This window comes from Paracoccus aeridis (assembly GCF_004923205.2).
GTDB lineage: Bacteria > Pseudomonadota > Alphaproteobacteria > Rhodobacterales > Rhodobacteraceae > Paracoccus > Paracoccus aeridis.
Genome location: NZ_SELD02000056.1, coordinates 26,489 through 52,366 on the forward strand (window position 1 = coordinate 26,489; position 25,878 = coordinate 52,366).

20 protein-coding genes are annotated in these 25,878 nt (G+C 72.5%); 7 read left to right on the forward strand and 13 right to left on the reverse strand.

The window, feature by feature from the left end:
- The first annotated feature begins 36 nt into the window (after window positions 1-36).
- Entirely contained in the window at window positions 37-954 is a 918-nt protein-coding gene (locus tag ELI80_RS14040; RefSeq protein ID WP_136652673.1) for a hypothetical protein, read from the forward strand.
- Window positions 955-969: 15 nt separating this feature from the next.
- Here the strand turns inward: ELI80_RS14040 and trxA are convergent, their stop codons facing one another.
- The 6 genes from trxA to ELI80_RS14070 are packed head-to-tail and all read right to left on the reverse strand — an operon-like array spanning window position 970 to window position 10,732.
- Entirely contained in the window at window positions 970-1,314 is a 345-nt protein-coding gene (gene trxA, locus ELI80_RS14045; RefSeq protein WP_268939890.1) for a thioredoxin, read from the reverse strand.
- Window positions 1,315-1,351: 37 nt separating this feature from the next.
- Window positions 1,352-4,792: a double-strand break repair helicase AddA gene (gene addA / locus ELI80_RS14050; protein WP_136652675.1), complete on the reverse strand. Its 3,441-nt coding sequence runs from the start codon at window positions 4,790-4,792 to the stop codon at window positions 1,352-1,354.
- Complete coding sequence (gene addB / locus ELI80_RS14055; protein ID WP_136652676.1) at window positions 4,785-7,808, reverse strand: double-strand break repair protein AddB; 3,024 nt, start codon at window positions 7,806-7,808, stop codon at window positions 4,785-4,787. The genes addA and addB overlap by 8 nt, the downstream gene beginning before the upstream one ends.
- Window positions 7,801-8,484, reverse strand: coding sequence for a nucleotidyltransferase family protein (locus ELI80_RS14060; protein WP_201740651.1), 684 nt, complete (start codon window positions 8,482-8,484; stop codon window positions 7,801-7,803). The genes addB and ELI80_RS14060 overlap by 8 nt, the downstream gene beginning before the upstream one ends.
- Window positions 8,463-9,899: a tRNA (adenosine(37)-N6)-threonylcarbamoyltransferase complex ATPase subunit type 1 TsaE gene (gene tsaE / locus ELI80_RS14065; protein ID WP_136652677.1), complete on the reverse strand. Its 1,437-nt coding sequence runs from the start codon at window positions 9,897-9,899 to the stop codon at window positions 8,463-8,465. Before tsaE ends, ELI80_RS14060 begins: the two co-directional genes overlap by 22 nt.
- 44 nt (window positions 9,900-9,943) lie before the next feature.
- The gene (locus tag ELI80_RS14070) at window positions 9,944-10,732 is read right to left on the reverse strand and encodes an IclR family transcriptional regulator (protein WP_161596487.1); all 789 of its coding nucleotides are present in this window, start codon (window positions 10,730-10,732) and stop codon (window positions 9,944-9,946) included.
- A 282-nt stretch (window positions 10,733-11,014) separates the two neighbouring features.
- Between ELI80_RS14070 and hmgA the strand changes: the two genes are divergently transcribed.
- From hmgA to ELI80_RS14090, 4 genes are read left to right on the forward strand one after another with little or no spacing between them, the layout of a single operon-like run.
- Entirely contained in the window at window positions 11,015-12,343 is a 1,329-nt protein-coding gene (hmgA, locus tag ELI80_RS14075) for a homogentisate 1,2-dioxygenase (RefSeq protein WP_201740653.1), read from the forward strand.
- A 23-nt stretch (window positions 12,344-12,366) separates the two neighbouring features.
- The gene (gene fahA, locus ELI80_RS14080) at window positions 12,367-13,575 is read left to right on the forward strand and encodes a fumarylacetoacetase (protein ID WP_136652680.1); all 1,209 of its coding nucleotides are present in this window, start codon (window positions 12,367-12,369) and stop codon (window positions 13,573-13,575) included.
- Between the two features lie 3 nt (window positions 13,576-13,578).
- Window positions 13,579-14,238: a maleylacetoacetate isomerase gene (maiA, locus tag ELI80_RS14085; protein ID WP_136652681.1), complete on the forward strand. Its 660-nt coding sequence runs from the start codon at window positions 13,579-13,581 to the stop codon at window positions 14,236-14,238.
- A gap of 42 nt (window positions 14,239-14,280) precedes the next feature.
- The gene (locus ELI80_RS14090; protein ID WP_136652682.1) at window positions 14,281-14,793 is read left to right on the forward strand and encodes a MarR family winged helix-turn-helix transcriptional regulator; all 513 of its coding nucleotides are present in this window, start codon (window positions 14,281-14,283) and stop codon (window positions 14,791-14,793) included.
- A gap of 89 nt (window positions 14,794-14,882) precedes the next feature.
- Here the strand turns inward: ELI80_RS14090 and ELI80_RS14095 are convergent, their stop codons facing one another.
- From ELI80_RS14095 to ELI80_RS14105, 3 genes are all read right to left on the reverse strand, one after another.
- Window positions 14,883-15,884, reverse strand: coding sequence for a CHAD domain-containing protein (locus ELI80_RS14095; RefSeq protein ID WP_136652683.1), 1,002 nt, complete (start codon window positions 15,882-15,884; stop codon window positions 14,883-14,885).
- Window positions 15,881-16,777: an alpha/beta hydrolase gene (locus tag ELI80_RS14100; RefSeq protein WP_136652684.1), complete on the reverse strand. Its 897-nt coding sequence runs from the start codon at window positions 16,775-16,777 to the stop codon at window positions 15,881-15,883. Before ELI80_RS14100 ends, ELI80_RS14095 begins: the two co-directional genes overlap by 4 nt.
- A gap of 128 nt (window positions 16,778-16,905) precedes the next feature.
- Complete coding sequence (locus ELI80_RS14105) at window positions 16,906-18,210, reverse strand: NCS2 family permease (RefSeq protein ID WP_136652685.1); 1,305 nt, start codon at window positions 18,208-18,210, stop codon at window positions 16,906-16,908.
- Window positions 18,211-18,410: 200 nt separating this feature from the next.
- On the opposite strand from ELI80_RS14105, the gene puuE reads away from it, so the two are divergent.
- Together puuE and ELI80_RS14115 are read left to right on the forward strand one after the other, a co-directional pair.
- Window positions 18,411-19,814: an allantoinase PuuE gene (gene puuE, locus ELI80_RS14110; protein WP_136652686.1), complete on the forward strand. Its 1,404-nt coding sequence runs from the start codon at window positions 18,411-18,413 to the stop codon at window positions 19,812-19,814.
- 158 nt (window positions 19,815-19,972) lie between these two features.
- Window positions 19,973-20,866 carry a bifunctional allantoicase/(S)-ureidoglycine aminohydrolase gene (locus ELI80_RS14115; RefSeq protein ID WP_136652687.1) on the forward strand — a complete coding sequence of 298 codons (894 nt, stop codon included), beginning with the start codon at window positions 19,973-19,975 and terminating at the stop codon, window positions 20,864-20,866.
- Between the two features lie 7 nt (window positions 20,867-20,873).
- On the opposite strand, the gene ELI80_RS14120 is transcribed toward ELI80_RS14115, so the two are convergent.
- The 4 genes from ELI80_RS14120 to xdhB all read right to left on the reverse strand — a co-directional run bounded on the left by ELI80_RS14120 (window position 20,874) and on the right by xdhB (window position 25,877).
- A complete protein-coding gene (locus ELI80_RS14120) occupies window positions 20,874-21,374 on the reverse strand; it encodes a hypothetical protein (RefSeq protein WP_136652688.1) in 501 nt (166 codons plus the stop codon).
- A 61-nt stretch (window positions 21,375-21,435) separates the two neighbouring features.
- Window positions 21,436-22,725, reverse strand: coding sequence for a guanine deaminase (gene guaD, locus ELI80_RS14125; RefSeq protein ID WP_136652689.1), 1,290 nt, complete (start codon window positions 22,723-22,725; stop codon window positions 21,436-21,438).
- Between the two features lie 24 nt (window positions 22,726-22,749).
- A complete protein-coding gene (gene xdhC / locus ELI80_RS14130) occupies window positions 22,750-23,511 on the reverse strand; it encodes a xanthine dehydrogenase accessory protein XdhC (RefSeq protein WP_136652690.1) in 762 nt (253 codons plus the stop codon).
- Window positions 23,508-25,877, reverse strand: a complete 2,370-nt coding sequence (gene xdhB, locus ELI80_RS14135; protein WP_136652691.1) for a xanthine dehydrogenase molybdopterin binding subunit — start codon at window positions 25,875-25,877, stop codon at window positions 23,508-23,510. The genes xdhC and xdhB overlap by 4 nt, the downstream gene beginning before the upstream one ends.
- Window position 25,878 lies beyond the last annotated feature (1 nt).

Sequence of the window (25,878 nt, forward strand, 5' to 3'; positions counted from 1 at the left end):
TTCCGCAACCGAAAGGCCGGGGCTAGCCTGCGCGGCATGGCGACGCCGCACCTGCATGTCTACCTTGAAGATCCGATGCTTGCGGATGCGCGGGCCGGGCGGTTCAACTTCCTGAACGTGCTGGCGGGGGCTGTGCGGGGGGCGGGCTGGACGGTGGCGTTCGTGCCCAGCGGACCAAAGGCCCGCGCTGCGGCTTCGTCGCGCGACGGCTACGCACTGTTTCACATGGAGCAGCCGGTCCACGACCGCGCGCTGACCTTCCGACGCGCCTATCACTATCCGTTCGGGTCGATCGAGCCGGTGGCCGAACGCTGGCGCTTCTCGGTCGCGCGGGCGGCGTTCGATCCGGCCACCGTCGATCCCGCGCGGGCCGCCACCTTCGCCGCCCGCCTGCGCGACCGGGTGCTGCCCGGACCGCCCCCCATCCGCGGCGACGCCGTGCTGGTGCCGCTGCAGGGCCACATCCGCCGCTGCCGGTCGTTCCAGACGATGAGCCCGGTCGAGATGTTGGACCGCGTCTGCGCCACGGGACGCCCGGTCACGGCGACGCTGCACCCGCGCGAGACGCTGGACGATGCCGACCGCGCGGCGCTGGCCGGACTGACCGGGCGGCACCCGAACCTGACCGTGGGCGGGAACACCGCCGCCGCCCTGCGGGACTGCGCCTTCGTCGCGACGCAGAACAGCGCCGTGGCGTTCGACGGCTACCTGCTGGGCAAGCCGGCGGTGCTGTTCGGGCAGATCGACTTCCACCACATCGCGTTGAACGTGGCCGACGTGGGCGCGGACGAGGCGCTCGCCGCCGCCCCCGCCCACGCGCCCGACTTCGACGCCTACCTGTTCTGGTTCCTGCAACGCCGCGCGATCAACGCCGCCGCCCCGAACGCGCCCGCGCGCATCATTGCGGCCATGAGAAAGGGCGGCTGGCCGATCCGGCCGCCGCCCCTTTCCTGAACCGGTCCGGCCCGATCAGACGTTCTCGTCGATCCAGGCCTTCAGCGCGGCCTTCGGCGCCGCGCCGATCTTGTTCGACACGACCTGCCCGTCCTTGAACAGGAACAGCGCCGGAATGCCGCGGACGCCCAGCTGCGCGGGCGAGTCCGGGTTCTCGTCCACATTGACCTTCACGATCTTGACCTTGCCGTCGTATTCCGTGGCGAGTTCCTCCAGCGCCGGGCCGATCTGGCGGCAGGGGCCGCACCATTCGGCCCAGAAATCGACGACGACGGGGGTGTCGGACTGGCGCACGACGCTGTCGAAATCGGCGTCGGTGGCGTGCTGCGTGGCCATGGAATGCTCCTCGGTGACCGGGATGGGGTTGTTCAACAGCTAGGAAGGCGGGGGCGTGGGGTCAAGCCCGGGCGGGGATCCCCGCCAGCGCCGCCTCGAGGATGTCCCCCGGCAGGTCCATCAGCGCGCGCGCCGCCGTCCACAGCACCGCCGCCTCGATCCGGCGGCCGGGGTAGATCAGGGCCAGCGCGGCGCGGTAGGCGGCCATCTGGCGCAGGATGCCGTCCGGCACGTCCTGGGCGCGCGCGGGCACCTCGGCGTTCGACTTGTAGTCGATGACGAGGACGCGGTCCGGCTCGACGATCAGCCGGTCGATGGTGCCCGACAGGGGGCCGATGCCGGGCAGGTCCACGGCCAGCGGCACCTCGCGCAGGACCGTCGCGCCTTCCGGGGTGAAGGCGGGGGCGAGCGCCTCGGCGCCGATCACCGCCGCCGCCTCGTCCAGCAGCGCGGCCATGGTCGCGTCGTCGGGAAGGCCGCCCTCGGCCCCCGCCAGCGCGGCGCGGGCCAGGGCGGGCCAGTCCGCAGGATCGCGGCCGGGCAGTTCCTCCAGCAGCAGGTGCAGGCGGGTGCCGGCGAGCATCGCCTGCTCGCGATCGAGGCCGGCATCGGCGCCGGTCGTGACCGCCTTCGCCCCGCCCAGCGAGGTCGCGGCCGTGCGCGCCGCGGGCCGCGGGGGCGCGGGCGGCACCGCCGTCGCCCAGGCGGGCAGGGGCGCGGGCACATGCGCGGGCGCGTCGGACGCCGCCGCGACCGCGCCCGGCCATTCGCCGAAGGACAGCCGGCGCGCGGTGCCGACGCCGTCCACCTCGACCGCCGCCTCGTCCAGCCCGGCCACCCGGTCCAGCCCCGCCGCGACCATCGCGTGCCAGCTCTTTTCAGCCTCGCCGGTCTCGCCCGCGGCGGCCACGATCAGCCAGCTTTCCGCCCGCGTCATCGCGACGTAGAGAAGCCGCCGGTTCTCCTCCTCGCGCCGCTCGGCCTCGCGCGCGGCCCAGCCGGTGACGGCGGGCGGGCGCTCGTCCTTGCGCCCGCGCCAGACGGCGGGCGGGCCCTCGGGCGGGGTGATCGTCGCGGGATCGTTGCCGCCCCTGCGGATGGCGGTGTCGGGCAGGATCACGATCGGGCTTTCCAGGCCCTTCGCGCCGTGCACGGTCATCACCCGGATCAGCCCCTCGCCCGCACCGGCGGCGCCGGGCTGGCGGCGGACCTCGGCGTCGTCCTCGGCCAGCCAGACGAGGAAGCCGGTCAGCGACGGCGGCTCGGCCTGTTCGTAGACCAGCGCCTGCGACATCAGCGCGTCGATCCCGTCCTCTGCCTCGTGCCCCAGCCGCGCAACCAGCTTCTCGCGCCCGCCGTGGCGGATGAGCAGCCGCGCCATCAGGTCGTGCGGGCGGATGAAGTCGGCCTGTTCCTGCAGGTCCGACAGCAGGTCCACGATGCCGCGATGTTCCGCCGCGTCGCGCAGCGCGGGCCAGAGCCGTCCCTTGCGCGGCGCGGCGAGGCGGTAGAGCTGGTCCTCGCCCAGTCCGAACAGCGGCGAGCGCAGCGCGGTGGCAAGCGACAGGTCGTCCTCGGGCGTCGCGAGGAAGGACAGGACCGCGCGGATGTCGCGGACCGCCATCTCGGCCGCGAGCTTCAGGCGGTCGGCCCCGGCGACCGGCAGGCCCGCGGCCTTGAGCGCGCGGATCAGTTCGGGAAACAGCCGGCTGCGGCGCTGGACGAGGATCAGGATGTCGCCCGCGCGCACCGGCCGCGCATCGCCGCCGCGCACCGGCAGGATCGGCTGGCCGCGCATGGCGGCGATCTGGCGCGCGATGGCGGCCGCTAGCACCGTCTCGGCGGAATCGGGCGTCGGCGCGTCGACCGGGTCGGACCAGTTCGACGGTTCCGCCTTCTCGGGCTTGGGCACGGCGGGCCACAGGTCCACCCGGCCCGGCAGTTCGTCCTTGAACGCGATGTGGCGCGGCTCGGCGCCGAGGCCGCGCGCGGCGTCGCCCGCGAACACCGCGTCCACCACCGACAGGATCGCGGGCGAGGACCGGAACGAATGTTCCAGCGCCGCCTGCTGCATCGGCGGATCGAGGACCGAGAACGCGGCCGTGAAATCCGCGCGCCGCTGCTCGAACACGGCGATGTCGGCGCCCTGGAAGGAATAGATCGACTGCTTCGGATCGCCCACCACGAACAGCGTTCGCTGGTCCGCACCCGCGCCGTCGCCCGACCGCGCGCCTGCGCCGGCCGCGAACTCTCCCGTCAGCCGCTCGATCACCTGCCATTGCCCGGGCGCGGTGTCCTGCGCCTCGTCCACGAGGATGTGGTCGATTCCGCCGTCCAGCCGGAACAGCACCCACTGGGCCATCGCCCCGTCCGACAGAAGCCGCGCGGTCCGGGTGATGAGGTCGTCGAAGTCGAGCCAGCCCTGCGCCTGCTTGGCGGCGCTGTAGCGGCTGCAGAAGTCGTGCCCGAAGGCCTGCAGCGCCAGCGTGCGCTGCGCGTGCGCCAGCGCGAGCCTGCGGCCGCGCGCGCCCTCGACCCGGCCCATCAGGGCGATCAGGTCGTCCAGCAGCGCCGCGCAGTTCTTCTGGAGCGGCTTGGTGGGGAAGCTTTCGATCTTGGCGCTGTGGGGCTGCTTCGCGTCCTTGCCGAACAGCAGGACGCCTTCGAGCAGCGCAAGCTCCTTCTCTCCGGGCGCGGTCCAGTCGCCCAGAGCCAGCTTCTCGCCCGCGCCCGCGTCCTTGGGACTGCTGCCCAGCAGGTGCGGGATCATCGCCGCGATCACCAGGCAGTCGCCGCCGGGAAACACATCGGCCAGAAGCTGGCCGAAGCTGTCGCCGGGGCGCAGGTCGGCCTGGCGCCAGATCGTGTCGGCGCAGGGCGGGTGGTCGTGGTCGCGCAGGCCCGCCAGGAACCCGTCCAGCCGGTCCTCGCTCAGCAGCATCGCGATGTCCGACAGGCTTTCGACGCCGTCCTTCGCCATCCCTTCGAGGATCTCGGCCCGCAGGTTCGCGGCCGACCGCTCGTCGAGTTCGGAAAACCCGTGCGGCACCCCCGCTTCCAGCGGAAAGCGGCGCAGGACGGCGGCGCAGAAGCTGTGGATGGTCTGCACCTTCAGGCCGCCGGGCGTCTCGATCGCCTGCGCGAACAGCCGCCGCGCCGCGCGCAGGTCGGCCGCCCCGCCGATGCCCAGGTGCCGCAGCTCGCCCCGCAGCGCCTCGTCCGGCAGCATTGCCCAGCCGCCCAGCCGGCCGAGCAGGCGGTTCTGCATCTCGGACGCGGCGGCCTTGGTGTAGGTCAGGCACAGGATTCGTTCCGGCCGGGTGCCGGCCAGCAGAAGCCGCGCCACCCGGTCGGTCAGGACGCGGGTCTTGCCCGATCCGGCGTTCGCGGTGAGCCAGGTGGACCGCCCGGGATCGGCCGCCCGGCGCTGCGCGCGGGTGGCGTCGTCGAGGGTGGCGTCGTCGAGGTTAGCGTCGTCGAGGGGGGCCGCGTGCTCAGTCATGGTCGCCCACCCTTTCCGGCCGGGCATGGTCGGCCAGCGTCCATTCCCCGTAGCGCGAGATTCCGTCGTAGTCGCTGCGGTCGCCTTGCAGCTGCGGCGCGGCCAGCGCCGTGAAGCCCTTGGCGCCGGTGACATAGGCCGTGATCAAGGCGACGAACCCGTCCCACGTCTCGTCCACGACGTCGGGCGAGCAGTCCCGCGCCTCGGTCTCGCCCGCGCCGCCAAGGCGGATGTAGCTGGCGCCGGATACCTCGCGCGCCTCGCCCAGCGCGCCGCGGCGGACCATCGCGGCTTCCAGCGGCAGCTGCTTCTCGAAGCTGCGGATCGCGGCGTCCGAGGGCGGCGCGCCGGACTTGTAGTCGTACACATGCGCCGTGCCGTCATCGAGGTGGTCGATCCGGTCGGGCCTGGCCGTCAGGGTGAAGTCCACGCCCGCGACGTGCTGGACGATGGAATAGCGTTCCTCGATCACCGCCGGGCGGCCCATCGCCAGGCGTTCGTGCTCGTCCGCGACCAGCCGGTCCGCGATGCGCGCGATCCGGGCGCGCCAGAACAGCCGCATCGCGGGCCAGGGGACGTCGCGGGCAAGGACGCGATCGGTCGCCTCCATCAGCCGCTCGCGCAGGACGGCGGGACCGTCGGCGGCGGTCGGCGGCGGGGTCAGGAAGTCGCGGGCGATGTCGTGCAGCACGTTGCCGCGCTCGGCCGCGCCGGGTTCCGGCCGCATGGGGTCGAGCGGGCTGAGCCGCAGCACCTTGCGCGCGTAGATCGCGTAGGGGTCGCGGATCAGCGTGGCGACGCCCGTGACCGACAGGTCGCGCAGCGACCCCGGCGGCGGGATGGGCGAGGGGCGCGGCTGCGGCGGGACGGGCGCCGCCGGGGTCCGCAGCGCCGCCGCCATGTCGAGCCACGCCTGCCCGCGCGCCTGCATCGCCGTCAGCGCCTCGGGTCCCTGCTGGTCGCCGCCCAGGCCCTGGACCAGGTTCACCAGCCGGTTCAGCCAGCGTGACGGCACCGTCTCGGCCTCGGCGTTGCGGCGGGCGCGGGTCAGGACCACGCGGTCCGCCGACAGCCCGATCTGGAAGTCGTGCGCGGACAGGCCGATGCGCCGCTCGGGCGAGGTCAGCCCTGCCTGCCGCCGCATCTGCCGGCTGAGCCACGGGTCGGGGGCGGGCGGCTGCGGCCACGCGCCCTCGTTGAGGCCGGCGAGGATGACGCTGCCCCGCGCCTCGGCCCGTGCCCCGCTCTGCGCCCCGGCCTGCGCCCCGGTCCGGGCCCCGCTCTGCGTCTCGGTGCGCGCCTCGCGCGGGCCGCGGAACCGGATCAGCGGGTGGGCGGCCACGTCCTGCCGCACCGCCTGCGCCTGCAGCTGCGAGGTCAGGAGGTCGGTCATGTCGCCGGGGGTCGCGGCGGGTCCCAGGGGGGCGTGCTCGGCCATGTGGTCGAGCACGGCGCGGGCAAGCTCGCCCGGGCGCTCGTCCCACAGGCGGGATGCTTCGGGGTTGCCGTCAGGCCCCGCCGCCCACGCCTCGGCCAGCGCGCGCAGGTCCGCCAGTCGCCCGGCCAGCGCGCGTGGGCGGCGGTCGTCCGCCAGCGGCGCCATCCGGTCCAGCATCGCGGCGATCCAGCCCGACCAGACCAGCCGATCCGCGTCGGGGCCGTCCGCGCCTCTGCGCGGCCGCTCGCCCCAGGCGCGCAGCGCGGCGCCGTCGGGGAAGGCGGGGCCGTTGCGGCGCAGGTGCAGTTCCAGCTCGCGCGTCTGCAGCAGGTGGACGTTGCGGGGGATGCGCGGGCTGCCGGTCGCGGTCAGCGGGTGTTTCAGGATCACCAGCAGCCGGTCGATCGTCAGCGGCTGCCCGAACAGCCGCGCGACGTGGCGCAGGAACAGCCCCGCCGCCGTCAGCGGCAGCGGCTGGCCCGCGCTGTCGTCCGCGATCAGCCGCCAGCGGTCCAGCGCCGCCTGCACCCGGCGCGTCACCGTGCGGTCGGCGGCGATCAGCGTGACCGGCTCCCCCCGCTCGACCGCGTCGCGGATGACGAAGGCGATGGCCTCGGCCTCGGCCGCGGGGTGGTCGGCCTCGATCAGCGTCAGGTTCCGGGTGGCGTGGCGCAGGTCGCCCAGGGACGGCCCGTCCGCGACCCACTGGTCGGTGACCGGCGCGGGCCGCAGGGCGAGCGAAACGAGCCGCCCGCGCGCCGGATCGGGCGCGGGCGCGCCGGTCCACGGGCGCGGCATTCCGAAGCGGCGGACCAGCGGCGCGAAGCGCGCCTGCGGGTGGTCGTCGGGCGCGTCGCCGTCGTCGCCGAGCCGGTCCCAGACCGCTTGCGGCGTGTCGAAGTCGAAGCCCGGCAGCACCACCGCCCCGTTCGGCAGCGCGGCGACCGCCTGCATGAACAGCCGCGTGCCCCCGTGCGACCCGGTCGATCCCGCGACGATCACCGGCGCGTCGGGCAGGTCGCGGCCGGCGGCCCAGTCCGCCGCCATCCGTTCGGCGGCCCGGCGCTGGCGCGCCTCGCGGTCCACCGGCGGTCCGGACAGGTGGAAATCGGCCGCGATCCGCAGGAAGGCCAGCGCGCGCTGCCAGTGGGCGGCGTGCTCGCCCGCCTCGATCTGGTCCAGCGCGTCTGCGCCGAGCCCTTCGGACTGCATCTCGGCCATGAGGTCGGACAGGGTCGCGGCCAGTTCGGGGACGCTTTGCCCGGGGCGGGCATCGGGCGGCACCGCCTCGACGAGGCGCGCGAGCTGCATCCGCCGGGCAAGCGGCGCGGCAAGCGGCGTGTCCGCCCCTTCGGCGCCGAGATCCGCCAGCAGCCGCAGGCGGGGCAGGAGCAGCGGCCCCCGCGCCTCGAACGCGGCGCGGAGGGCGGTGAGGGTGCGGCCCGAGTTGGCGTGGATCGTGACCTGCGCCAGCGCCTCGGGCGGGCGGCCGGTCATGCGGGCGATCAGCCCGTCCGCGAAGGCGCTCGCGAAATCGGCCCCCGGGGGCAGCGCGTAGAGGCCCGAGAGGTCAGGCATCCGACAGCATCGCCTCGGCCAGCGGGATGCAGTCCGGGCGCCCCACGTCGCACCAGCGGCCGCCATGGACGACGCCGAAGGCGCGCCCGTCCGCGATCAGCAGGTCCCAGAGACGGTTGAGCGAGAACACCTCCTCGCCGATCTCGGCCAGCCGGTCGGTGCGGATGATCTGCGCGCCGCCGAAGACGAGATCGCCCCGCCGCGCGATCCGGCCGTCGGCGGCCAGCGCGAAGTCGCCGCCGCCCACCCGCCCCTCGGCCCGGTCCCCCGCAACCAGCATGAGAAGCGCGTCCATCCGCGCTCCGTCCCAGGCCGCGCGCAGTTCCGCGACCGGGTTCGGACCCGTCCACACCACGTCGGGGTTCATCGTGATCACGGGATCGGTCCCCAGCAGATGTAGCGCGCGGCGCAAACCCCCGCCGGTTTCCAGCAGCAGGTCGGATTCGTCCGACACCGCGACCTCGCTGCCCGCGAGGTGCTTCACGATCTGCTCGCCCAGATGGTGCGTGTTCACCACGATCCGCCGCGCGCCGCCGTCCCTTGCGATGTCGAGCGCGCGGTCCAGCAGCGTGCGGCCGCCGACCGGGATCAGCGGCTTCGGCACCGTGTCGGTCAGCGGCGCCATGCGGGTGCCCCGGCCGGCCGCGAACAGCATCAGTGTGTCGGGCTGGCGCATCGGGCGCGGATCCTTTCGATGATGCCGGCGTCGGGGGCGGTGACCCCGTCGAGCGCGGCGGCGAGTGGCGCGAGATCCGGATGCGCGACATCGCGCCGGACCGCCGCCCAGACGCAGGGCATGAAGTCCAGGTAGCGCGGCTTGCCGTCGCGGACGCAGAGCCGGGTGAAGATTCCCATGATCCGCAGCCCCCGCGCCGCGCCCATCAGCGCATAGGCCGCGCCGAACCGGGCCGGGTCGGCCCCGGTCGCGGCGACGAAGCGGGCGATGCAGGCCGCCTCCACCTTTGGCGCGACGTCGCGGCGGGCGTCCTGCAGGGCGGACACGAGGTCATAGGCCGGGTGCACCGCCACCGCGTCCTGGAAATCCAGCAGCCCGAGCGTGCCGCCGGGCAGAAGGACGATGTTCTCGGCATGGAAATCGCGCAGTCCCGTCACCGCGCGGGCGTCGGCGCAAAGCCGGTCCCACAGGCCGGCGATGGCCTGCGGCACGCCCGTGCCCGCGCCCGGACCGCTTGTGACGGGCACGTACCAGTCGTTGAACAGGCCGACCTGCGCGGCAAGCCCGGCGCCGTCCAGCGCGGCGACGAAGTCGGGCGGGGCGTGGATAGCGAGGTCCGCCAGCAGGTCGGTGACAGCCTCGTAAAGCGCGGGCGCGCGGGCGGGGTCGTCCGCCAGCACGCGGGCGAGGAGATCGTCGCCCAGATCCTCCAGCAGCAGGAAACCCTGCGCGTCGTCGCGCGCCAGCACCTCGGGCGCGTGGAAGCCGCGGGCCCGCAGCCAGTCGGTCATCGCGAGATAGCGCGCGACGCTGCCGGGGGGCGGGTCGTCCATCAGAACCGCGCGCCCAGCCGGGCCGTGCAGCCGGAAGTAGCGCCGGGCCGACGCGTCGCCTGCAAGCGGGTCCAGCCGCGCGTCGGGCCAGCCCGCCCGGTGCAGGAACGCGGCGATCGCGGCGGCGCGGGGGATGGCGGGCCAGCGGGCGGGATCGCCGCACAGCTCGATCGCGCGCCGGTCGGGGGCGGTCTCGCGCAGGGACACCGTCAGCGCGCCGGGGGGCGGCACGCCCATCCGGTCGGGCCACTCGATCAGCGTCACGGCGCCGGGCAGCGCCTCGTCGAGGCCGAGTTCCGCGAGTTCGGACGCGTCGGCCAGGCGGTAGAGGTCGGCGTGCCAGATCTCGGTCCCCGCCGCGTCCTCGTAGGTCTGGACGATGGTGAAGGTGGGGCTGGGCACGTCCTCTGCGGCCTCGCCCTGCCGGGCGCGGATCAGGGCGCGGGCGAAGTGGGTCTTGCCCGCGCCCACCCGGCCGTCCAGCAGGATGGCATCGCCCGGCCGCAGCAGCGCCGCCAGCACGCGGGCGAGGCCGGCGGTCAGCGCCTCATCGGCGTCGGAAAGGCGGGCGAGCGTCGTCATCGCCCGGAACCTAGCGGCTGGGACCGGCCCCGAAAAGGGCCGCGTCAGCCGCCGAGTGCCCGGCCCAGCGCGCGCGCCTCGGCCGCGAGGGTCGCGGCGAGCTGGTCCATCCGCGCCCCCGTCAGCCGCGCCGACGGTCCGGCCAGCGCCAGCGCCGCCACCGGCTCGCCCAGCCCGCCGAAGACCGGCGCGGCGATGCTGGACAACCCGGCCTGCCATTCGCCCGCGTCGCGGGTGACGCCGGTGTGGCGGATGGTGGCGAGATCCGCGGTCAGTTCCCCCTGGTCGGTCAGCGTGGCGTCGGTGTGGAGCGGGAACGCGCCACGGCCCAGCAGCGCCTGCACCCGCTGCAGGGGCAGGTGCGCGATCAGCGCCTTGCCCGCGGCGGTCGCGTGCAGCGGCAGGCGCGCGCCGTCGGGCAGGTCGGCGCGGACCGGGTGCGCGGGGCTGGACTGCCCCACCACCATCGCCGCGTCGCCGTCGGCCACGACGAGAAGCGCGGTTTCCCCGCTGCCCGCCGCAAGCCCGCGCAGGATCGGCGCGGCGCGTTCCCCCAGCCCCCCGCGCCGCAGGAAGGCCGCGCCCAGGCGGAACGCGGCCGGGCCGACCGTCCAGCGCTGGGTGGCGGGGTCCATCTCGGCCATGCGGGCGGCGGAAAGCGTGGTCAGCAGGCGCAGCACCGTCGTCGCGGGCAGGTTCAGGCGCAGGGCGAGTTCAGCGCGGGTCAGCCCGTCGGCGGCCGCCAGCGCCAGCGCCACGTCAAGCGCGCGGGCGACGACGCGCGAGGTGTCGGGCTGCCCGGGCTGAGGATCTGATTCGGCCTGCCGTGCCACGTCTGACCTGCGGTTGGTTGCGGTTCCGCTTGGTGCCATGACCGGCGCCTGCGGCGCAACGAGCCCCTGCATCCTCACGTTTCGTTTCGAGCGGCCGATGTTCGTTGCAAACGAAACAATCACGCTTTATCGCTTTGTCCCGGGGGCGGCGACGCGCAAGCGGGCCGCGCCCCGCCGGCCCCGGCACCCGCACCCGGCGCCCCCGCGGCGCAAGCACGGAAAGGACGACAGATGCAGGATGGAAGCACGACCCCGCGCCCGCAGCAAAGCCTGCCTGCCGGGATGGTCCAGGACCAGGGCGGGAAGGGCACGACCCCCGGCTACATGCCGGGCTTCGGCAACGACTTCGAGACCGAGGCGCTGCCCGGCGCCCTTCCGCAGGGCCAGAACAGCCCGCAGAAGGTGAACTACGGCCTTTATGCCGAACAGCTGTCGGGCACCGCCTTCACCGCCCACATGCCGGAACGGACCTGGTGCTACCGCATCCGTCCCTCGGTCAAGCACGTGGGCCGCTTCGCGCCGATCGACGTCCCGCACTGGAAGACGGCGCCGAACGTCCTGCCCGGCGTCACCAGCCTGGGCCAGTACCGCTGGGACCCGGTGCCCCATTCGGCGGAACCCTTGACCTGGATCACCGGCATGCGGACCGTCACCACCGCGGGCGACGTCCACACGCAGGTGGGCATGGCGAGCCACGTCTACCTGGTGTCGCGGTCGATGGAGGACGAGTACTTCTTTTCCGCTGACAGCGAGCTGCTGGTCGTTCCGCAGGAAGGCCGGCTGCGCTTCTGCACCGAACTGGGCGTCATCGACCTTGAACCGCAGGAGATCGCGATCATCCCGCGCGGACTCGTCTACCGCGTCGAGCTGGTCGAAGGCCCCGCCCGCGGCTTCGTGTGCGAGAACTACGGCCAGATGTTCGAGCTGCCGGGCCGCGGCCCGATCGGCGCGAACTGCCTGGCCAACCCGCGCGACTTCAAGTGCCCCGTCGCCGCGTTCGAGGACCGGCAGGCGCGGTCCCGCGTCGTCATCAAGTGGTGCGGCGAGTTCCACGAGACGTTCATCGACCACAGCCCGCTGGACGTGGTCGCGTGGCACGGCAACTACGCGCCCTACAAGTACGACCTGCGCGCCTATTCCCCGGTCGGCGCGATCCTGTTCGACCACCCCGACCCGTCGATCTTCACGGTGCTGACCGCGCCCTCGGGGCTGCCCGGCACCGCCAACATCGACTTCGTGCTGTTCCGCGACCGCTGGCTGGTGGCCGAACATTCGTTCCGCCCGCCGTGGTACCACAAGAACGTCATGTCCGAGCTGATGGGCAACATCCACGGCATCTACGACGCCAAGCCCAACGGCTTCGTCCCCGGCGGGGTCAGCCTGCACAACATGATGCTGCCGCACGGCCCCGACCGGAACGCGTTCGAGCACGGCTCGACCGAGCCGATGGTCCCGGCCAAGCAGGTCGAGACGATGCAGTTCATGTTCGAGACCCGCTTCCCGCAGATGCTGACCAAATGGGCCGCGACGGAAATGCCGCTGCAGGACGACTACGTCGACTGCTGGCAGAGCCTGGAAAAGAAGTTCGACGGCACGCCCGGCACGAAGTGACGCCTGAAACGAAGGACAGACCGATGACCGACACGGCCCGCAGCTGGATCGCCAGCGCGAACGACCCCTGCACCGACTTCCCGCTGCAGAACCTGCCCTACGGCGTGTTTTCAACGGCCGGCGACCGGCTCCGCTGCGGTGTGGCGATCGGGGACCGGATCGTGGACCTTGCCGCGGCCGAAAAGGCGGGAAAGCTGGACGCCGCGGGAACCTTCGCGGCGCCCGTCCTCAACGACTTCATCGCGCTGGGCCGGCCCGCCTGGGACCGGGTGCGGGCGCGGCTGACCGAGCTGCTGGCCGAAGGCGGCGACCGCGACCTGCCGACCGTCGCCATGGCCGACGCGACGCTGCACCTCCCGATCCGGGTGACGGAGTTCACCGACTTCTACGCCTCGAAGAACCACGCCTTCAACGTGGGGGCGCTGTTCCGCGGCCCCGACAACGCGCTGCCGCCGCAATGGACCCACATGCCCATCGGCTACAACGGGCGCGCGTCCTCGGTGGTGGTGTCGGGCACCGACATCGTGCGGCCCATGGGGCAGGTCCGCGGCGAGAACGGCCCGGAATGGACCGCCTGCCGCCGGCTCGACCTGGAACTGGAGCTGGGCGCGATCGTCGGCGCCGACACCCCGATGGGCGAACGGCTGAGCGTCGAGGACGCGGAGCGCGCGATATTCGGCTATGTCCTGCTGAACGACTGGTCGGCGCGCGACATCCAGGCCTGGGAATACCAGCCGCTGGGGCCGTTCCAGTCCAAGGCGCTGGGCACCACGATCAGCCCGTGGATCGTCACCGTCGCCGCGCTGGAGCCGTTCCGCTGCGCGGGGGCGCCGCGCGACAACCCGCTTCTGCCCTACCTGCGCGAGGAGCGGCCGGGCTTCTTCGACATCAACGTCGGCTGGTCGCTGAACGGGCAGGAGATGGGGCGGACGAACTACAACGTGATGTATTTCTCGTCGGCGCAGCAGCTCGCGCACCATACCGAAAGCGGCTGCCCGATGCGGGTGGGGGATCTGCTGGGCACCGGCACGATCTCGGGTCCGTCGCGCGACCAGACCGGCGCGCTTCTGGAAATGACGCAGAACGGGAAGGAGCCGGTCAGCGTGAACGGCGAGACGCGGACCTTCATCGAGGACGGCGACACCGTCGCGCTGCACGGGTTCGCGCAGGCCGACGGCTACCGCATCGGCTTCGGCCCCTGCAGTGGGACCATCCTGCCGGCGCGGGGCTGAGGCGTGGCGCGGCCGGTCCTGCACGACTACTGGCGGTCCTCGGCCGCCTACCGGGTGCGGCTCGCGCTGGCGCTGAAGGGGATCGACCACGACACCGTCGCCGTGGACCTGACGCAGGGCGCGCAGCGCGCGGCCGGCTACCTGGCGCTGAACCCGCAGGGGCTGGTGCCCGCGCTCGAGATCGACGGGCTGCTGCTCACGCAGTCGCTGGCGATCATTGCCTATCTCGACGAGACGCGGCCCGCGCGCCCGCTGCTGCCCGACCATCCCTCAGACCGCGCGCAGGCCCGGGCACTGGCGCTGGCGGTCGCGTGCGACATCCACCCGCTGTCGAACCTGCGGGTGCTGGAGAGGGTCGAGGCGCTGGCCGGCGCGGAGGCCCGCACGGCCTGGAACGCCGACAACATCGCGTCCGGGCTTGCCGCGGTGGAACGGCTGCTGGAACGCGTCCGCGGCGGCCGCTTCGCCATGGGCGATGCGCCGGGGCTTGTCGAATGCGCGCTGTTGCCGCAGCTTTACAACGCCCGCCGCTGGGGCGTGCCGATCGACGGCTGGCCGCACCTGTCGCGGATCGCGGCGAACGCCGACGGCGACAGCCGGCTGGCGGCCGCCCATCCCGACCGGGCCAGGGAAATGGCGGCGGCCCGGGCGACAACCGACTGAACCGGCCGCGCGCCCCGCGCGCCGCCGCCAAGGAGCCCGGTCATGCAGATCGAAGAGTTCTTCCCCTACAAGCTCGCGGTCACGGCCGACGTGTTCTCGCGCCAGCTCGCGTCGGTCTATGGCGGCCGCCACGGGCTGTCGCGCGAGGAATGGCGGTTCCTGTTCCTGCTGGAAGGGTCGGGCGGCGTCAGCTCGCTGTCGCTGTCGCAGCGCACGTCGCTGGACAAGGTGCAGGTCAGCCGCGCCGCGGCCCGGCTTGAGGAAAAGGGCCTGATCACGCGCACGGTGCTGGGGTCCGACCGGCGGCAGCGCAACTACAGCATCACCGCCAGGGGCGAGGCGCTGTTTCGCAGCGCCTTCGCGGCGGTCGAGGCGCGCGCCTCGGCCATCCTCGGCGAGATGCCGCCGGACGACCACGCGGCGCTGGTCCGTGGGATCGCCGCGCTGGACCAGGCGGTCGCGAGGGTGGCGGCCGCGGCGGGTGCGGGCGACGCGAACGACGCCGCCGCCGCCGACGATCCCGCGCGGCAGGACGCGGCGGGCTCGAACCGATAGCCTGGGGCCGCTCGCTTCGGCCTGCAGCTCCGGGCCAACAGCTTCTGGTCAACCGGCGGACACCGCGCGGATCGCCCGGGCGCCGGGCGTCACGTCGCGCGGCGCGGCGCGTCCGTCCACCACGGCCCCTTGTCGCGCAGGCGGTCCCAGCCCTTCTGCGCGGCGCGGGCTGCGGCGGCCTCGCGCGCGGCGAGATCGGCCGCGAGGTCGTCGGGGATGTGCGGCTGCCCGCCCCCGGTCCCTTCCGCGTCCTGCGCCGCTTCCTCGGCATGGGCGCGCAGGCCCGCGATGTCGTTCATGATCCCCAGCGCGTCCTGCAGCTTCGTCATCCGCGACAGGAACCCCTTGGCGGCGTCGGCGGGCCAGAGCGGGCGGAACGCCTCGGTCAGGTAGCGCATCGACTTGGCGTCCTTGCGGAACTCGTGCCGGTCCTCGATCGACAGGGCCGACAGGTCGTCGCCAAAGGCGAGCATCGCCGCCCACGCCTCCTGCAGGGCAAGCTGGCCGATCACCGATGCCGGTGCGTTCGCCAGCCTGCGGCCCGCGCCCTTGCGCCAGAAGTCCGCGTCGCCAAGCCGCGCCTCGACCTGGGCGGCCAAGGTCTGCGCCGACCCGTCCGACAGGCGGGCGCGCAGTTCCTCGCGCAGCGTGGCGGCGGCGGCGGCGTGTGCGTCCGCTGCCGGCGTGCCCGCGAACTCGGCCGCGCGCACGTCGGCGTCGCGCAGCGGCCCGAAGGCGCGGAAGGCGCGGCGCAGGTCGCGCTGGAAGGACCTGAGCCCGTCCGCCGACTGGATCGGGGCGAAGCCGCCGACGATCGCGCGCATCCGCCGCAGCGCGACACGGGCCTTGTGGGTCGGCTCGGGGTCCGAGCTTTCGAGGACGAGCGCGCGCTGCCGGTCGTATTCGGCAGCGCCCGCGCGCAGCAGGGCGGACAGCGCCTCGGCCCCGGTCATTCCTGCGGCCACGGTGGTCGCGGGCCTGGCGCTGCCGTCCGGCGCGGGGTCCGCGGGCCGCGCCGCCCGGTCCCCGGAGTGCTTCTTCGCCCGGCCCCGCTTTCCGGCCCCGGCGTCCTTGCGGGCGGCTTTCGTCATGGTCGTTCCCCCCTCCTCCTGGCGGCCGCCGCGGCGGCGCGCGTGGTTGCGCCCTCGACGGCCCGTGCCAGGGTGCCGTCGGGATCGGTAAGGCTCAGCGCGATGTCGAAGTGGTGATGGCCCGGCATGTCCACCGGCTCGGCCCGGTTGCCCGCGGCTTCCCACGCGGCGATGTAGCCCGCGGTCTGGCGCTTGAACTCGTCCGTCTCGTCACCGCCCGCCGCCGCCAGCAGGATCGCGTCGCTTCCGTGGGGGACGTGGCGGACCGGACTGTTGCGATCGACCGCGCCGTCGTCGAAGCGCATGAAGTCGTTGACGTAGCTGTGGCGCAGCGGCTCGAGGTCGTGGACGCCCGACAGGGCGAGGCCCACGCCGATCGTGTCGGCCGGGATCCCGAACCCCGCCGTCCACCCATCCGCCAGCAGCATCCCGACCAGCTGCCCGCCCGCCGACGACCCTCCGACGGCGAAGGGCTGCGGCCCGATCCGGAAGCGGTCGCGGTGGCGGGCGAGGAAGGCTGTGGCGGCGCGCACCTGCCGCACGATCTCGTCGAGGTCGGCCCCGGGCACCAGCGTGTAGTCGAGCACCGCCACGTGAAAGCCGCGCCCGTGCAGGCCACGCGCGGCGAAGGCGTTGTCGTCCTTGGACAAGGCCCGCCAGTAGCCGCCGTGGATCCACACGAACAGCGGCGCGCCGGGTTCCGCGGGATAGAAGTCCAGCCGCTCGCCGCTTCTCTCGTCATAGACGATGTCGCGTTCGTGCGGGATGTCTGCGCGCACGCGGTCGCTTTCGGCGCGGTAGCGCGCCAGCTCGTCGTCGTAGGCGGCGACCGTCTCGCGGGCGTTGTACTGCCGGTCCATCTCGGCCCGGTCGTAGGCGGGGGGGTTCGTCATCGATCCTCGCGCGCGGCTGGATGCCCGGCAGGTCAGACTACGCGCGGCCGCCCGAAAAGTTCACCGCCGGGCGCCGCGGGGAAAGCAGGCGCGGGGCGCGAACGCCGCCCTGCGCCTGCCCGCCGGCCTCAGCCCTCGGGGAAGAACACGAACCTCAGGACGAACAGCGCCGCCACCAGCCACGTCGCCGGATGGACCTCGCGCGCGCGCCCGGTGAGCAGCTTCAGCACCGCATAGCTGACGAAGCCGAAGGCAAGCCCGTTCGCGATCGAATACGTGAACGGCATGGCGAGCGCGGTCAGCACCGCCGGCGCCGCTTCGGTCGCGTCGTCCCAGGTCACTTCCGCGAACTCGCGCAGCATCAGCGTCGCGACGTACAGCAGCGCGGGCGCGGTTGCGGTCGCGGGGACCGATCCGGCAAGCGGCGCCAGGAAGGTCGCCAGCAGGAACAGGATCGCGATGGTGACGGCGGTCAGCCCCGTGCGCCCGCCCGCCTGCACGCCCGACGCGCTTTCGACATAGGCGGTGGTGGACGAGGTGCCCAGGAGCGAGCCTGCCACGATGGCGGTCGAATCCGCCATCAGCGCGCGGCTGAGGCCCTGGTTCGTGTGCTGCGGCCCCTCGACCAGCAGGCCCGCCCGCTTGGCCACGCCGATCAGCGTGCCGGTGGCGTCGAACACCTCGACCAGGACCATGACCAGGATCACGTGGAAGATGCCGGACTGCAGCGCGCCCCAGACATCCAGCTGCAGCAGCGTCGGCGCGATCGGCGGCGGGGCCGACACGATGCCGCCGAAGCTGCTGGCGCCGATCAGGATCGACATGACGGTGATGACGAGGATCCCGATCAGGATTGCGCCCGGCACCCGCAGGTGATCGAGCGCCGCGATGATGAAGAAGCCCGCGATCGTCAGCAGCGGCCCGGTCTGGGTCAGGTCGCCCAGGCCCACCAGTGTCGCCGGGTTGGCGACGACGATCCCCGCCGTCTTCAGCGCGATGATGGCGAGGAACATCCCGATCCCGGCGGCGATCGCGCTGCGCATGGACCGCGGGATCCCCTCGATCAGCCAGCGCCGCACGCCGGTCAGCGTCAGCAGCAGGAAGATCACGCCCGAGATGAACACCGCGCCCAGCGCCTGCTGCCAGGTGTAGCCCAGCGCGCCCACGACCGTGAACGCGAAGAACGCGTTCAGGCCCATGCCCGGCGCCATGCCGATGGGCCAGTTCGCCCACAGCCCCATCACCAGCGACCCCAGCGCCGCGGCCAGGCAGGTGGCCACGAAGACCGCGTTCCGGTCCATCCCGGTGGTCGACAGGATGTCGGGGTTGACGAAGATGATGTAGGCCATCGTCAGGAAGGTGGTCAGACCGGCGAGCAGCTCGACCCGCACGCTGGTGCCCTTCGCCCGCAGGCCAAAGAACTGTTCGAGCATCTTTGAAGTATCCTCCTGCGGAAACGGTCCGCCTGGGTCCTGTATGACGATTTCGTGTTGATGAATCATCCGCGAAGCGGGCCGGCCCGTGCAGGGGCGCGGGATATTTTCGGATTGTCGCAAAGCTGCATCAGCGACGCGGGCCCTTGGCGCGCGCGCGCCATGCGCTAGTCTGGGGGCGCAATCAAGAAGGGGGTTCCATGCGTTACAGCCGCGACATGCGCGGGCACGGCGAGGTCGCGCCCGATCCGGCCTGGCCCGGGGGCGCCCGCATCGCCGTCCAGATCGTCGTGAACTACGAGGAAGGCGGCGAGAACTCGGTCGAGCACGGCGATGCCGCGTCCGAGGCGTTCCTGTCCGAGATCGTGGGTGCGCAGCCCTGGCCCGGGCAGCGGCACTGGAACATGGAAACGATCTACGACTATGGCGCGCGGGCGGGCTTCTGGCGGCTCTACCGCCTGCTCGAAGGGATTCCCGTCACCTGCTACGGCGTCGCGACCGCGCTCGCGCGCAGCCCCGAACAGACCCGCGCGATGATCGACGCGGGGTGGGAAATGGCGACCCACGGGCTGAAATGGATCGACTACAAGGACGTCCCGCGCGACATCGAGGCCGACCACATCCGCCGCGCCGTCGAACTCCACACCCAGGTCACCGGCGCGCGGCCGCTGGGCTTCTACCAGGGCCGCGCCAGCATGAACACGGTCGCGCTGGGCTGCGAGGAGGGGGGGTTCGAATACCTCGCCGACAGCTACGCCGACGAACTGCCCTACTGGCACGTGCACGACGGGCGGCCGCAGCTGATCGTGCCCTATACGCTCGACGCCAACGACATGCGGTTCGCCAACGGCGGCTTCACCAACGGCGAGGAGTTCTTCATCTACCTGCGCGACGCCTTCGACTGCCTGTACCGCGAAGGGACGCAGGGGCGTCCGCGCATGCTGTCCGTGGGCCTTCACTGCCGCCTCGCCGGCCGGCCGGGCCGGGCCGAGGGGGTGAAGCGCTTCCTCGACCACGCCCGCGCGCATGAGGGCGTGTGGTTCGCCTCGCGGCTGGATATCGCCCGGCACTGGAAGGCGGCGCACCCCTTCACGGCCGCAGAACGCCCGTCGCAGCTCGACCGCGACGCGTTCGTGGCGCGCTTCGGGTCGATCTACGAACACTCCCCCTGGGTCGCGGAACGTACCTGGGACGCCGAGATGGGCGCGGCCCACGACAGCGCCGCGGGGCTGGCCGCCGCGATGGCGCGCCAGTTCCGCGCCGCGAGCGACGACGACCGCCTCGCGGTCCTGCGCGCCCACCCCGACCTCGCCGGCAAGCTCGCCGCGGCGAAGCGGCTGACCGCCGACAGCAGCGCCGAACAGGCGAGCGCGGGGCTGGACGCGCTGACCGACGCCGAGCGGGCCGAGTTCACCCGCCTGAACGAGGCCTATGTCGCCCGCCACGGCTTTCCCTTCATCATCGCCGTGCGCGACCACGACAAGGCCGGGATCATGGCGGCGATGACCCGCCGGCTCGACAACGACACCGGGACCGAGCGGTCCGAGGCCGAACGCCAGGTCGCCCGGATCGGCGAACTGCGGCTGAAGGCCATGCTGGATTGAAACAGGACGGGGGCGCTGCCCCCGCCGCGCGATGCGCGCCTCCCCCGGGATATTTCGTCAAAGAAGAAGGGGCGAAGTTCTTCTTTGCACAAGTATCCTCCGGGGGTCCGGGGGTGGAAAACCCCCGGCGGGCGCGGCCACAGGACAGGAGCTTGGACATGATCGACGACACGACGCCCACCGGCAACCCGGCCCCGATCCCGGGCGAGCCCGCCGCCGCCGTCCGCCGCGGCACCTACGCGGGCCCCGTCGCCGGCCTGCCGCCGCAGACCGGCCTGACCACCGACACCGCCGTCTTCACCGAATCCTACGCTGTCATCCCCCGCAGCGTGATGCGCGACATCGTCACCAGCTACCTGCCCGGCTGGACGGGGATGCGGATGTGGATGCTCGCGCGCCCGCTCAGCGGGTTCGCGGAAACCTTCAGCCAGTACGTCGTCGAGCTGGCCGAAGGCGGCGGATGCGACACGCCGGAGGCCGACCCCGAGGTGCAGTCCGCGCTGTTCGTGACCGCGGGCGAGATCGACGTCACCATCGCCGGCGCGCGCCACCGGCTGGGGCCGGGCGGGTTCGCCTATGTCCCGCCGGGCGCAGACTGGTCGGTGGTGAACGCGACGCCGGGCAACGCAGGCTTCCACTGGTTCCGCAAGCGCTGGCAGCCGGCGCCGGGCGTGACCCCGCCCGACCCGATCGTCGCGCACGAACAGGACATCCCGCCCTCGGCCATGCCCGACACCGAGGGCGCGTGGGCCACGACCCGGTTCGTGGATCCCGCCGACCTGCGCCACGACATGCACATCACGGTCGTGACCTTCGGCCCGGGCGGGTCGATCCCGTTCGCGGAAACCCACGTCATGGAGCACGGGCTGTTCGTGCTGGAAGGCAAGGCCGTCTACCGTCTCAACCGCGACTGGGTCGAGGTCGGGCCGGGCGACTTCATGTGGCTGCGCGCTTTCTGCCCGCAGGCCTGCTACGCGGGCGGACCGGGGCGGTTCCGCTATCTGCTCTACAAGGACGTCAACCGGCACGCGGCGCTGTGGCCGGTGCGCTAGGCGCTTCTCAGGGGGCGAAATCCGCCCCGGCCGAGCCGATGACAATCACCGGCGCGTCGCTGTTGTCGATGAAATGACCGTCGAGATAGGGATACGCCGCAAGCGTGAACGACACGCCGACGCCGAACTCCCACGGGCGCGGCTGCCGCAACTCATAGGTTCTGTAGCCGTCGATGCGGGCAGCCGGTGCGTTGACGAAGTCGCGGTTCGACAGCATCGCGATCCGGCGGCGGCCATCCCACAGATGAACGTCCTCGATCAAACCGGAATTCCGATACCCGGCGATCTGCTGGAACCCGAGGAAGATTCGGATCAGCTTCATCCGCGCATTGTCCAGGAACACGGGCGCGGAAATCGCGACGTGGAACCAGCGCGAGAAGCCTGGTCGCATCGTGATCTGCGTGCCCCATCCGAAGTGGTTGAAGTTGAAAAGGCCGCCGTCCTCTGCGGGTGGGCTTTCGGCCACTACGGCGTTTCCATGAACCCAGCTGGCTGTGAACCCGACCATTTCCTCGCTCCTCCCAGAACGGACATGGTATGATTCGTATACCACGAGTCGGGGTCCACGATCACCCCTTCATCGCCCGCCCCCGCACGTAGGTCTGCACGACGGCGCGGTCGTCGCCCATGATCTGGAGGATGAACAGCTCTTCCGCCAGCGACCCCGCGGCCTCCGCCCGCAGCGCCATCGCCGGGGTGGCGCGCGGGTCCAGCACCACGAGGTCCGCGGCGCGGCCGGGGGCGACCTGGCCGATCTCGTCCTCCATCCCCAGGGCGATGGCGTTGCCGCGCGTCGCCCAGTGGAACGTCTGCAGCGGGTGCATCCGGCGGCCCTTCAGTTGCGCGATCTTGTAGGCTTCGTTCAGCGTCGCCAGCATCGAATAGCTGGTGCCCGCGCCGATGTCGGTGGCGACGCCCGTGGCCACACCCGCCGCCCGCGCCGCGTGATCGTCGAACAGCCCCGAGCCGAGGAACAGGTTCGAGGTTGGGCAGTGGATCGCCCGCGTCCCGCTTTCGGCCATGCGCGCAAGCTCGCGCGCGCTCAGGTGGATCGCGTGGCCCATGAGCGTCCGCGGACCCAGGAGCCCCGCGCGGTCGTAGATGTCGAGATAGTCGCGCGCCTGCGGATACAGCGACAGGGTGAAGTCGATCTCGGCCAGGTTCTCGCTCAGGTGGGTCTGGACGTGCAGGTCCGGATGCTCGGCCACCAGCGCGCCCGCCGCGCGAAGCTGCTCGGGCGTCGAGGTGATCGCGAAGCGGGGCGAGATCGCGTAGCGCAGCCGGTCCCGCCCGTGCCAGCGGGCGATCAGCGCCGTGGTCTCGTCGTAGCCCTGCTGCGCGCTGTCCAGAAGCCCGTCCGGCGCGTTGCGGTCCATCATCACCTTGCCCGCGACCATCGCCATGCCGCGCGCCTGTGACGCGGCAAACAACGCCTCGGCGCTCGCCGGGTGGACCGAGCAGAAGGCGCAGGCGGTCGTCGTCCCGTGCGCCAGCAGCAGGTCCAGGAACGCGTCCGCCATCGCGCCCGCGTGGCCTGGGTCCGCGAACCGCAGCTCGGCCGGGAAGGTGTAGGTATTGAGCCAGTCCAGCAGTTGCTCGCCCCAGCTCGCGATCACCTGCACCTGCGGAAAGTGGATATGCGGGTCGATGAAGCCCGGCATGACGATGTGGGGGCGGTGGTCGATCTCCACCGCGGCGGCCGCGTCCGGGCGGCTCGCGATGTCGGCGTGATCGCCCACCGCGACCACGCGGCCGTCGTCGATCAGGATCGCGCCGTTCTCGTGGTAGTCGTGGTTTTCGGCGCTGTCGGCCGGATCGGCATGGAAGGTCAGGACGCGGCCGCGCACGAGGGTTTTCATGAAGGTCTCCGGGAGGGGGGGGCGTCAGGGCCCGTCGTGCAGGGCAGGCGTATCATGCTCGATGGGCGCGGGGGCGTGGGTCAGCAGTCGCGCGGTGATCTCGGCAGCGGCGAAGGCGGCGATCACCTCGGGGCGCTTGTCGCGCGGAAAACCGGCCGCGATAGGGCAGGTCAGGCGCGCCGGGTCGGCGCCGTTGCTGCGGGCGAAACGGTCGAAGGTGGCGCGCTTGGTGCGGCTGCCGATCATGCCGACATAGGGGGCGTCGGCCCTTGCCAGCGCCTCGACCCCCAGCAGGAAGTCCAGCGCGTGGTCGTGGGTGAGGATGACGAAGGACGCGCCCGGAGGGGCCGCGCGCACCTCTGCCTCGGGCAGCGGCGTCAGCGTGGTCGGCACGCCCGGCGCCGCGAGCGACAGTTCCGCCGCGCGCTGGTCGATCAGCCGGGGCGAGAACGGCAGCGGCATCAGCGCCCGCGCCAGCGCCCGGCCGACATGGCCCGCGCCGAAGATCAGGACCGCGGGGCCGGGGGCGGGGGCCCGCGCAGGCGCCCGGTCCAGCGCCAGTTCCACCCGGCCGCCGCAGCACTGGCCGATCTCGGGGCCGAGCGGCACGTCCATCCGCGCCTCGGCCTCGCCCTTCGCCAGCATCATCCGGGCGCGGTCGATCGCCAGGTATTCCAGCTGCCCGCCGCCGATCGTGCCGGTGACGGCCGCCGGGCCGACCATCATCTCGGCCCCTTCCTCGCGCGGGGTGGATCCGCGGGCGCGGGTGATGCGGACGCGGATCATGGGGTATCGGCTGACCGCAGCCGCTCCACCGCCATCAGCACCCGTTCGGGCGTCGCGGGCGCGTCGAGTCGCGGGCATTCGCGGTAGCCCGCGACCGACGCGACGGCGTGGCCGATCGCCTCGAACACGGAAATGCCCAGCATGAACGGGGGCTCGCCCACGGCCTTGGACCGCCTGACCGTCCGCTCGGCGTTGACCGACCAGTCCGCGAGCGCGACGTTGAAGACCTTGGGCCGGTCCGAGGCGAGCGGGATCTTGTAGGTCGAGGGCGCGTGGGTGCGCAGCCGCCCCTTGTCGTCCCACCACAGTTCTTCCGAGGTGAGCCAGCCGGTGCCCTGCACGAAGGCGCCCTCGACCTGGCCCTTGTCGATCGCCGGGTTGATCGACCGGCCGACGTCGTGAAGGATGTCCGCCCGCTCGATCACGTATTCGCCCGTGAGCGTGTCGACCGACACCTCGGAACAGGCGGCGCCGTAGGCGTAGTAGTAGAACGGCCGCCCCCGGCCCGCCGCGCGGTCCCAGTGGATCTTGGGCGTGGCGTAGAAGCCCGCCGCCCACAGCTGCACCCGCGCGAGATAGGCCGTCTGCACGACCCTGGAGAACGGGATCACCTCGTCCCGGACGCGGACGTGGTCGCGGAGGAACTCGATCTCGCCGGGCTCGGCGTCCTTCGCCTCGCACAGGAACGCGACCAGCCGCGCCTTGATCTGGTTGCACGCGTCGAGCGCGGCCATGCCGTTCAGGTCGGTCCCGGACGAGGCGGCGGTGGCCGAGGTGTTCGGCACCTTCTCGGTCGTGGTCTTGGTGATGCGGACCTGCTCGACGCCGACGTTGAAGGCCTCGGCCACCACCTGCACGATCTTGGTGTGAAGGCCCTGACCCATCTCGCAGCCGCCGTGGTTCAGCATGATCGAACCGTCGGTGTAGATGTGGACCAGCGCGCCGGCCTGGTTGAAATGCGTGGCGGTGAAGCTGATCCCGAACTTGACCGGCGTCAGCGCGATCCCGCGCCGGATAACCCCGCCCGAGGCATCCGCCCGCGCGTTCCAGTCCAGAACGGCGCGGCGTCGGGCGGCGTAGTCGCACGACCCTTCCAGCTCGCCGATCAGCTGCGGCAGGATCACGTTTTCCACCGGCTGGTGGTAGGGCGTCAGCTGCCCGTCGGTGTAGAAGTTGGCCTTGCGGACGGCGAGCGTGTCCTGGCCGGTGGCGTAGGCGATTTCCTCGATGATGCGCTCGGCCACGATCACGCCCTGCGGGCCGCCGAAGCCGCGGAAGGCGGTGTTCGAGACGGTGTTCGTCCGCAGCGGGTGGCTGCGGACCTCGACGTCCGGGTAGAAATAGGCGTTGTCGGCGTGAAACAGCGCCCGGTCCGTCACCGCCATGCTGAGGTCGGCGGAAAAGCCGCAGCGGGCGTACCAGTCCCCGGTGACGGCAAGGATCCGGCCTTCGTCGTCGAAGCCGACCGAGTAATCGGTGACGAAGTCGTGCCGCTTGCCGGTCGCGATCATGTCGTCGTCGCGGTCGGGGCGCAGCTTGACGGCGCGGTGCCACTTCTTCGCGGCGATGGCGGCCACGCAGCAGAACAGGTTCATCTGCGTTTCCTTGCCGCCGAACCCGCCGCCCATCCGGCGCACGTTCACGACGACCGCGTGGGCGGGCACGCCCAGCGCATGGGCGACCATGTGCTGCACCTCGGTCGGGTGCTGGGTCGAGGTGAAGATCGTGACCTCGTCATCCTCGCCGGGGATCGCAAGCGCGATCTGCCCTTCGAGGTAGAAGTGGTCCTGCCCGCCGATGACCATCCGGCCATCGACCCGGCGCGGGGCGGCGGCGAGCGCGGTTTCCGGGTCGCCCCGGCGCAGCGTCATGCCGGGCTGGACCAGCGATCCCGCCTTCCTCGCGGAAAGCGGGTCGAGGACGAAGGGCAGTTCCTCGTAGTCCACCTTCGCCAGCACCGCGGCGCGGCGGGCCTGGTCGCGGGTCTCGGCCACGACGGCGAAGATCGGCTGGCCGTGGAACATGACCTCGGTTTCCGCGAAGATCGGGTCGTCTTCCTTCTGCACCGGGCTCACGTCGTTGTGGCCGGGGATGTCGGCGGCGGTCAGCACGTCGATCACGCCAGGCGCGGCGCGGACCGCGTCGAGGTCCATCGACCGGATGCGCCCATGCGCGACGGTCGAGAGCCCCAGATAGGCGTGGAGCGCCCCTTCCGGCAGGACGAGGTCGTCGGTGTAGTCGGCCCGGCCGGTCACGTGCTTGGGGGCCGATTCGTGCGGCGTCTCGGCCAGCGTGCCGCCCAGCGTCCCGGCCCGCGCGTCGGGCAGCGTCGTCGTGGCGGCAGTGATGTCGTGGTCGTGCTTCATG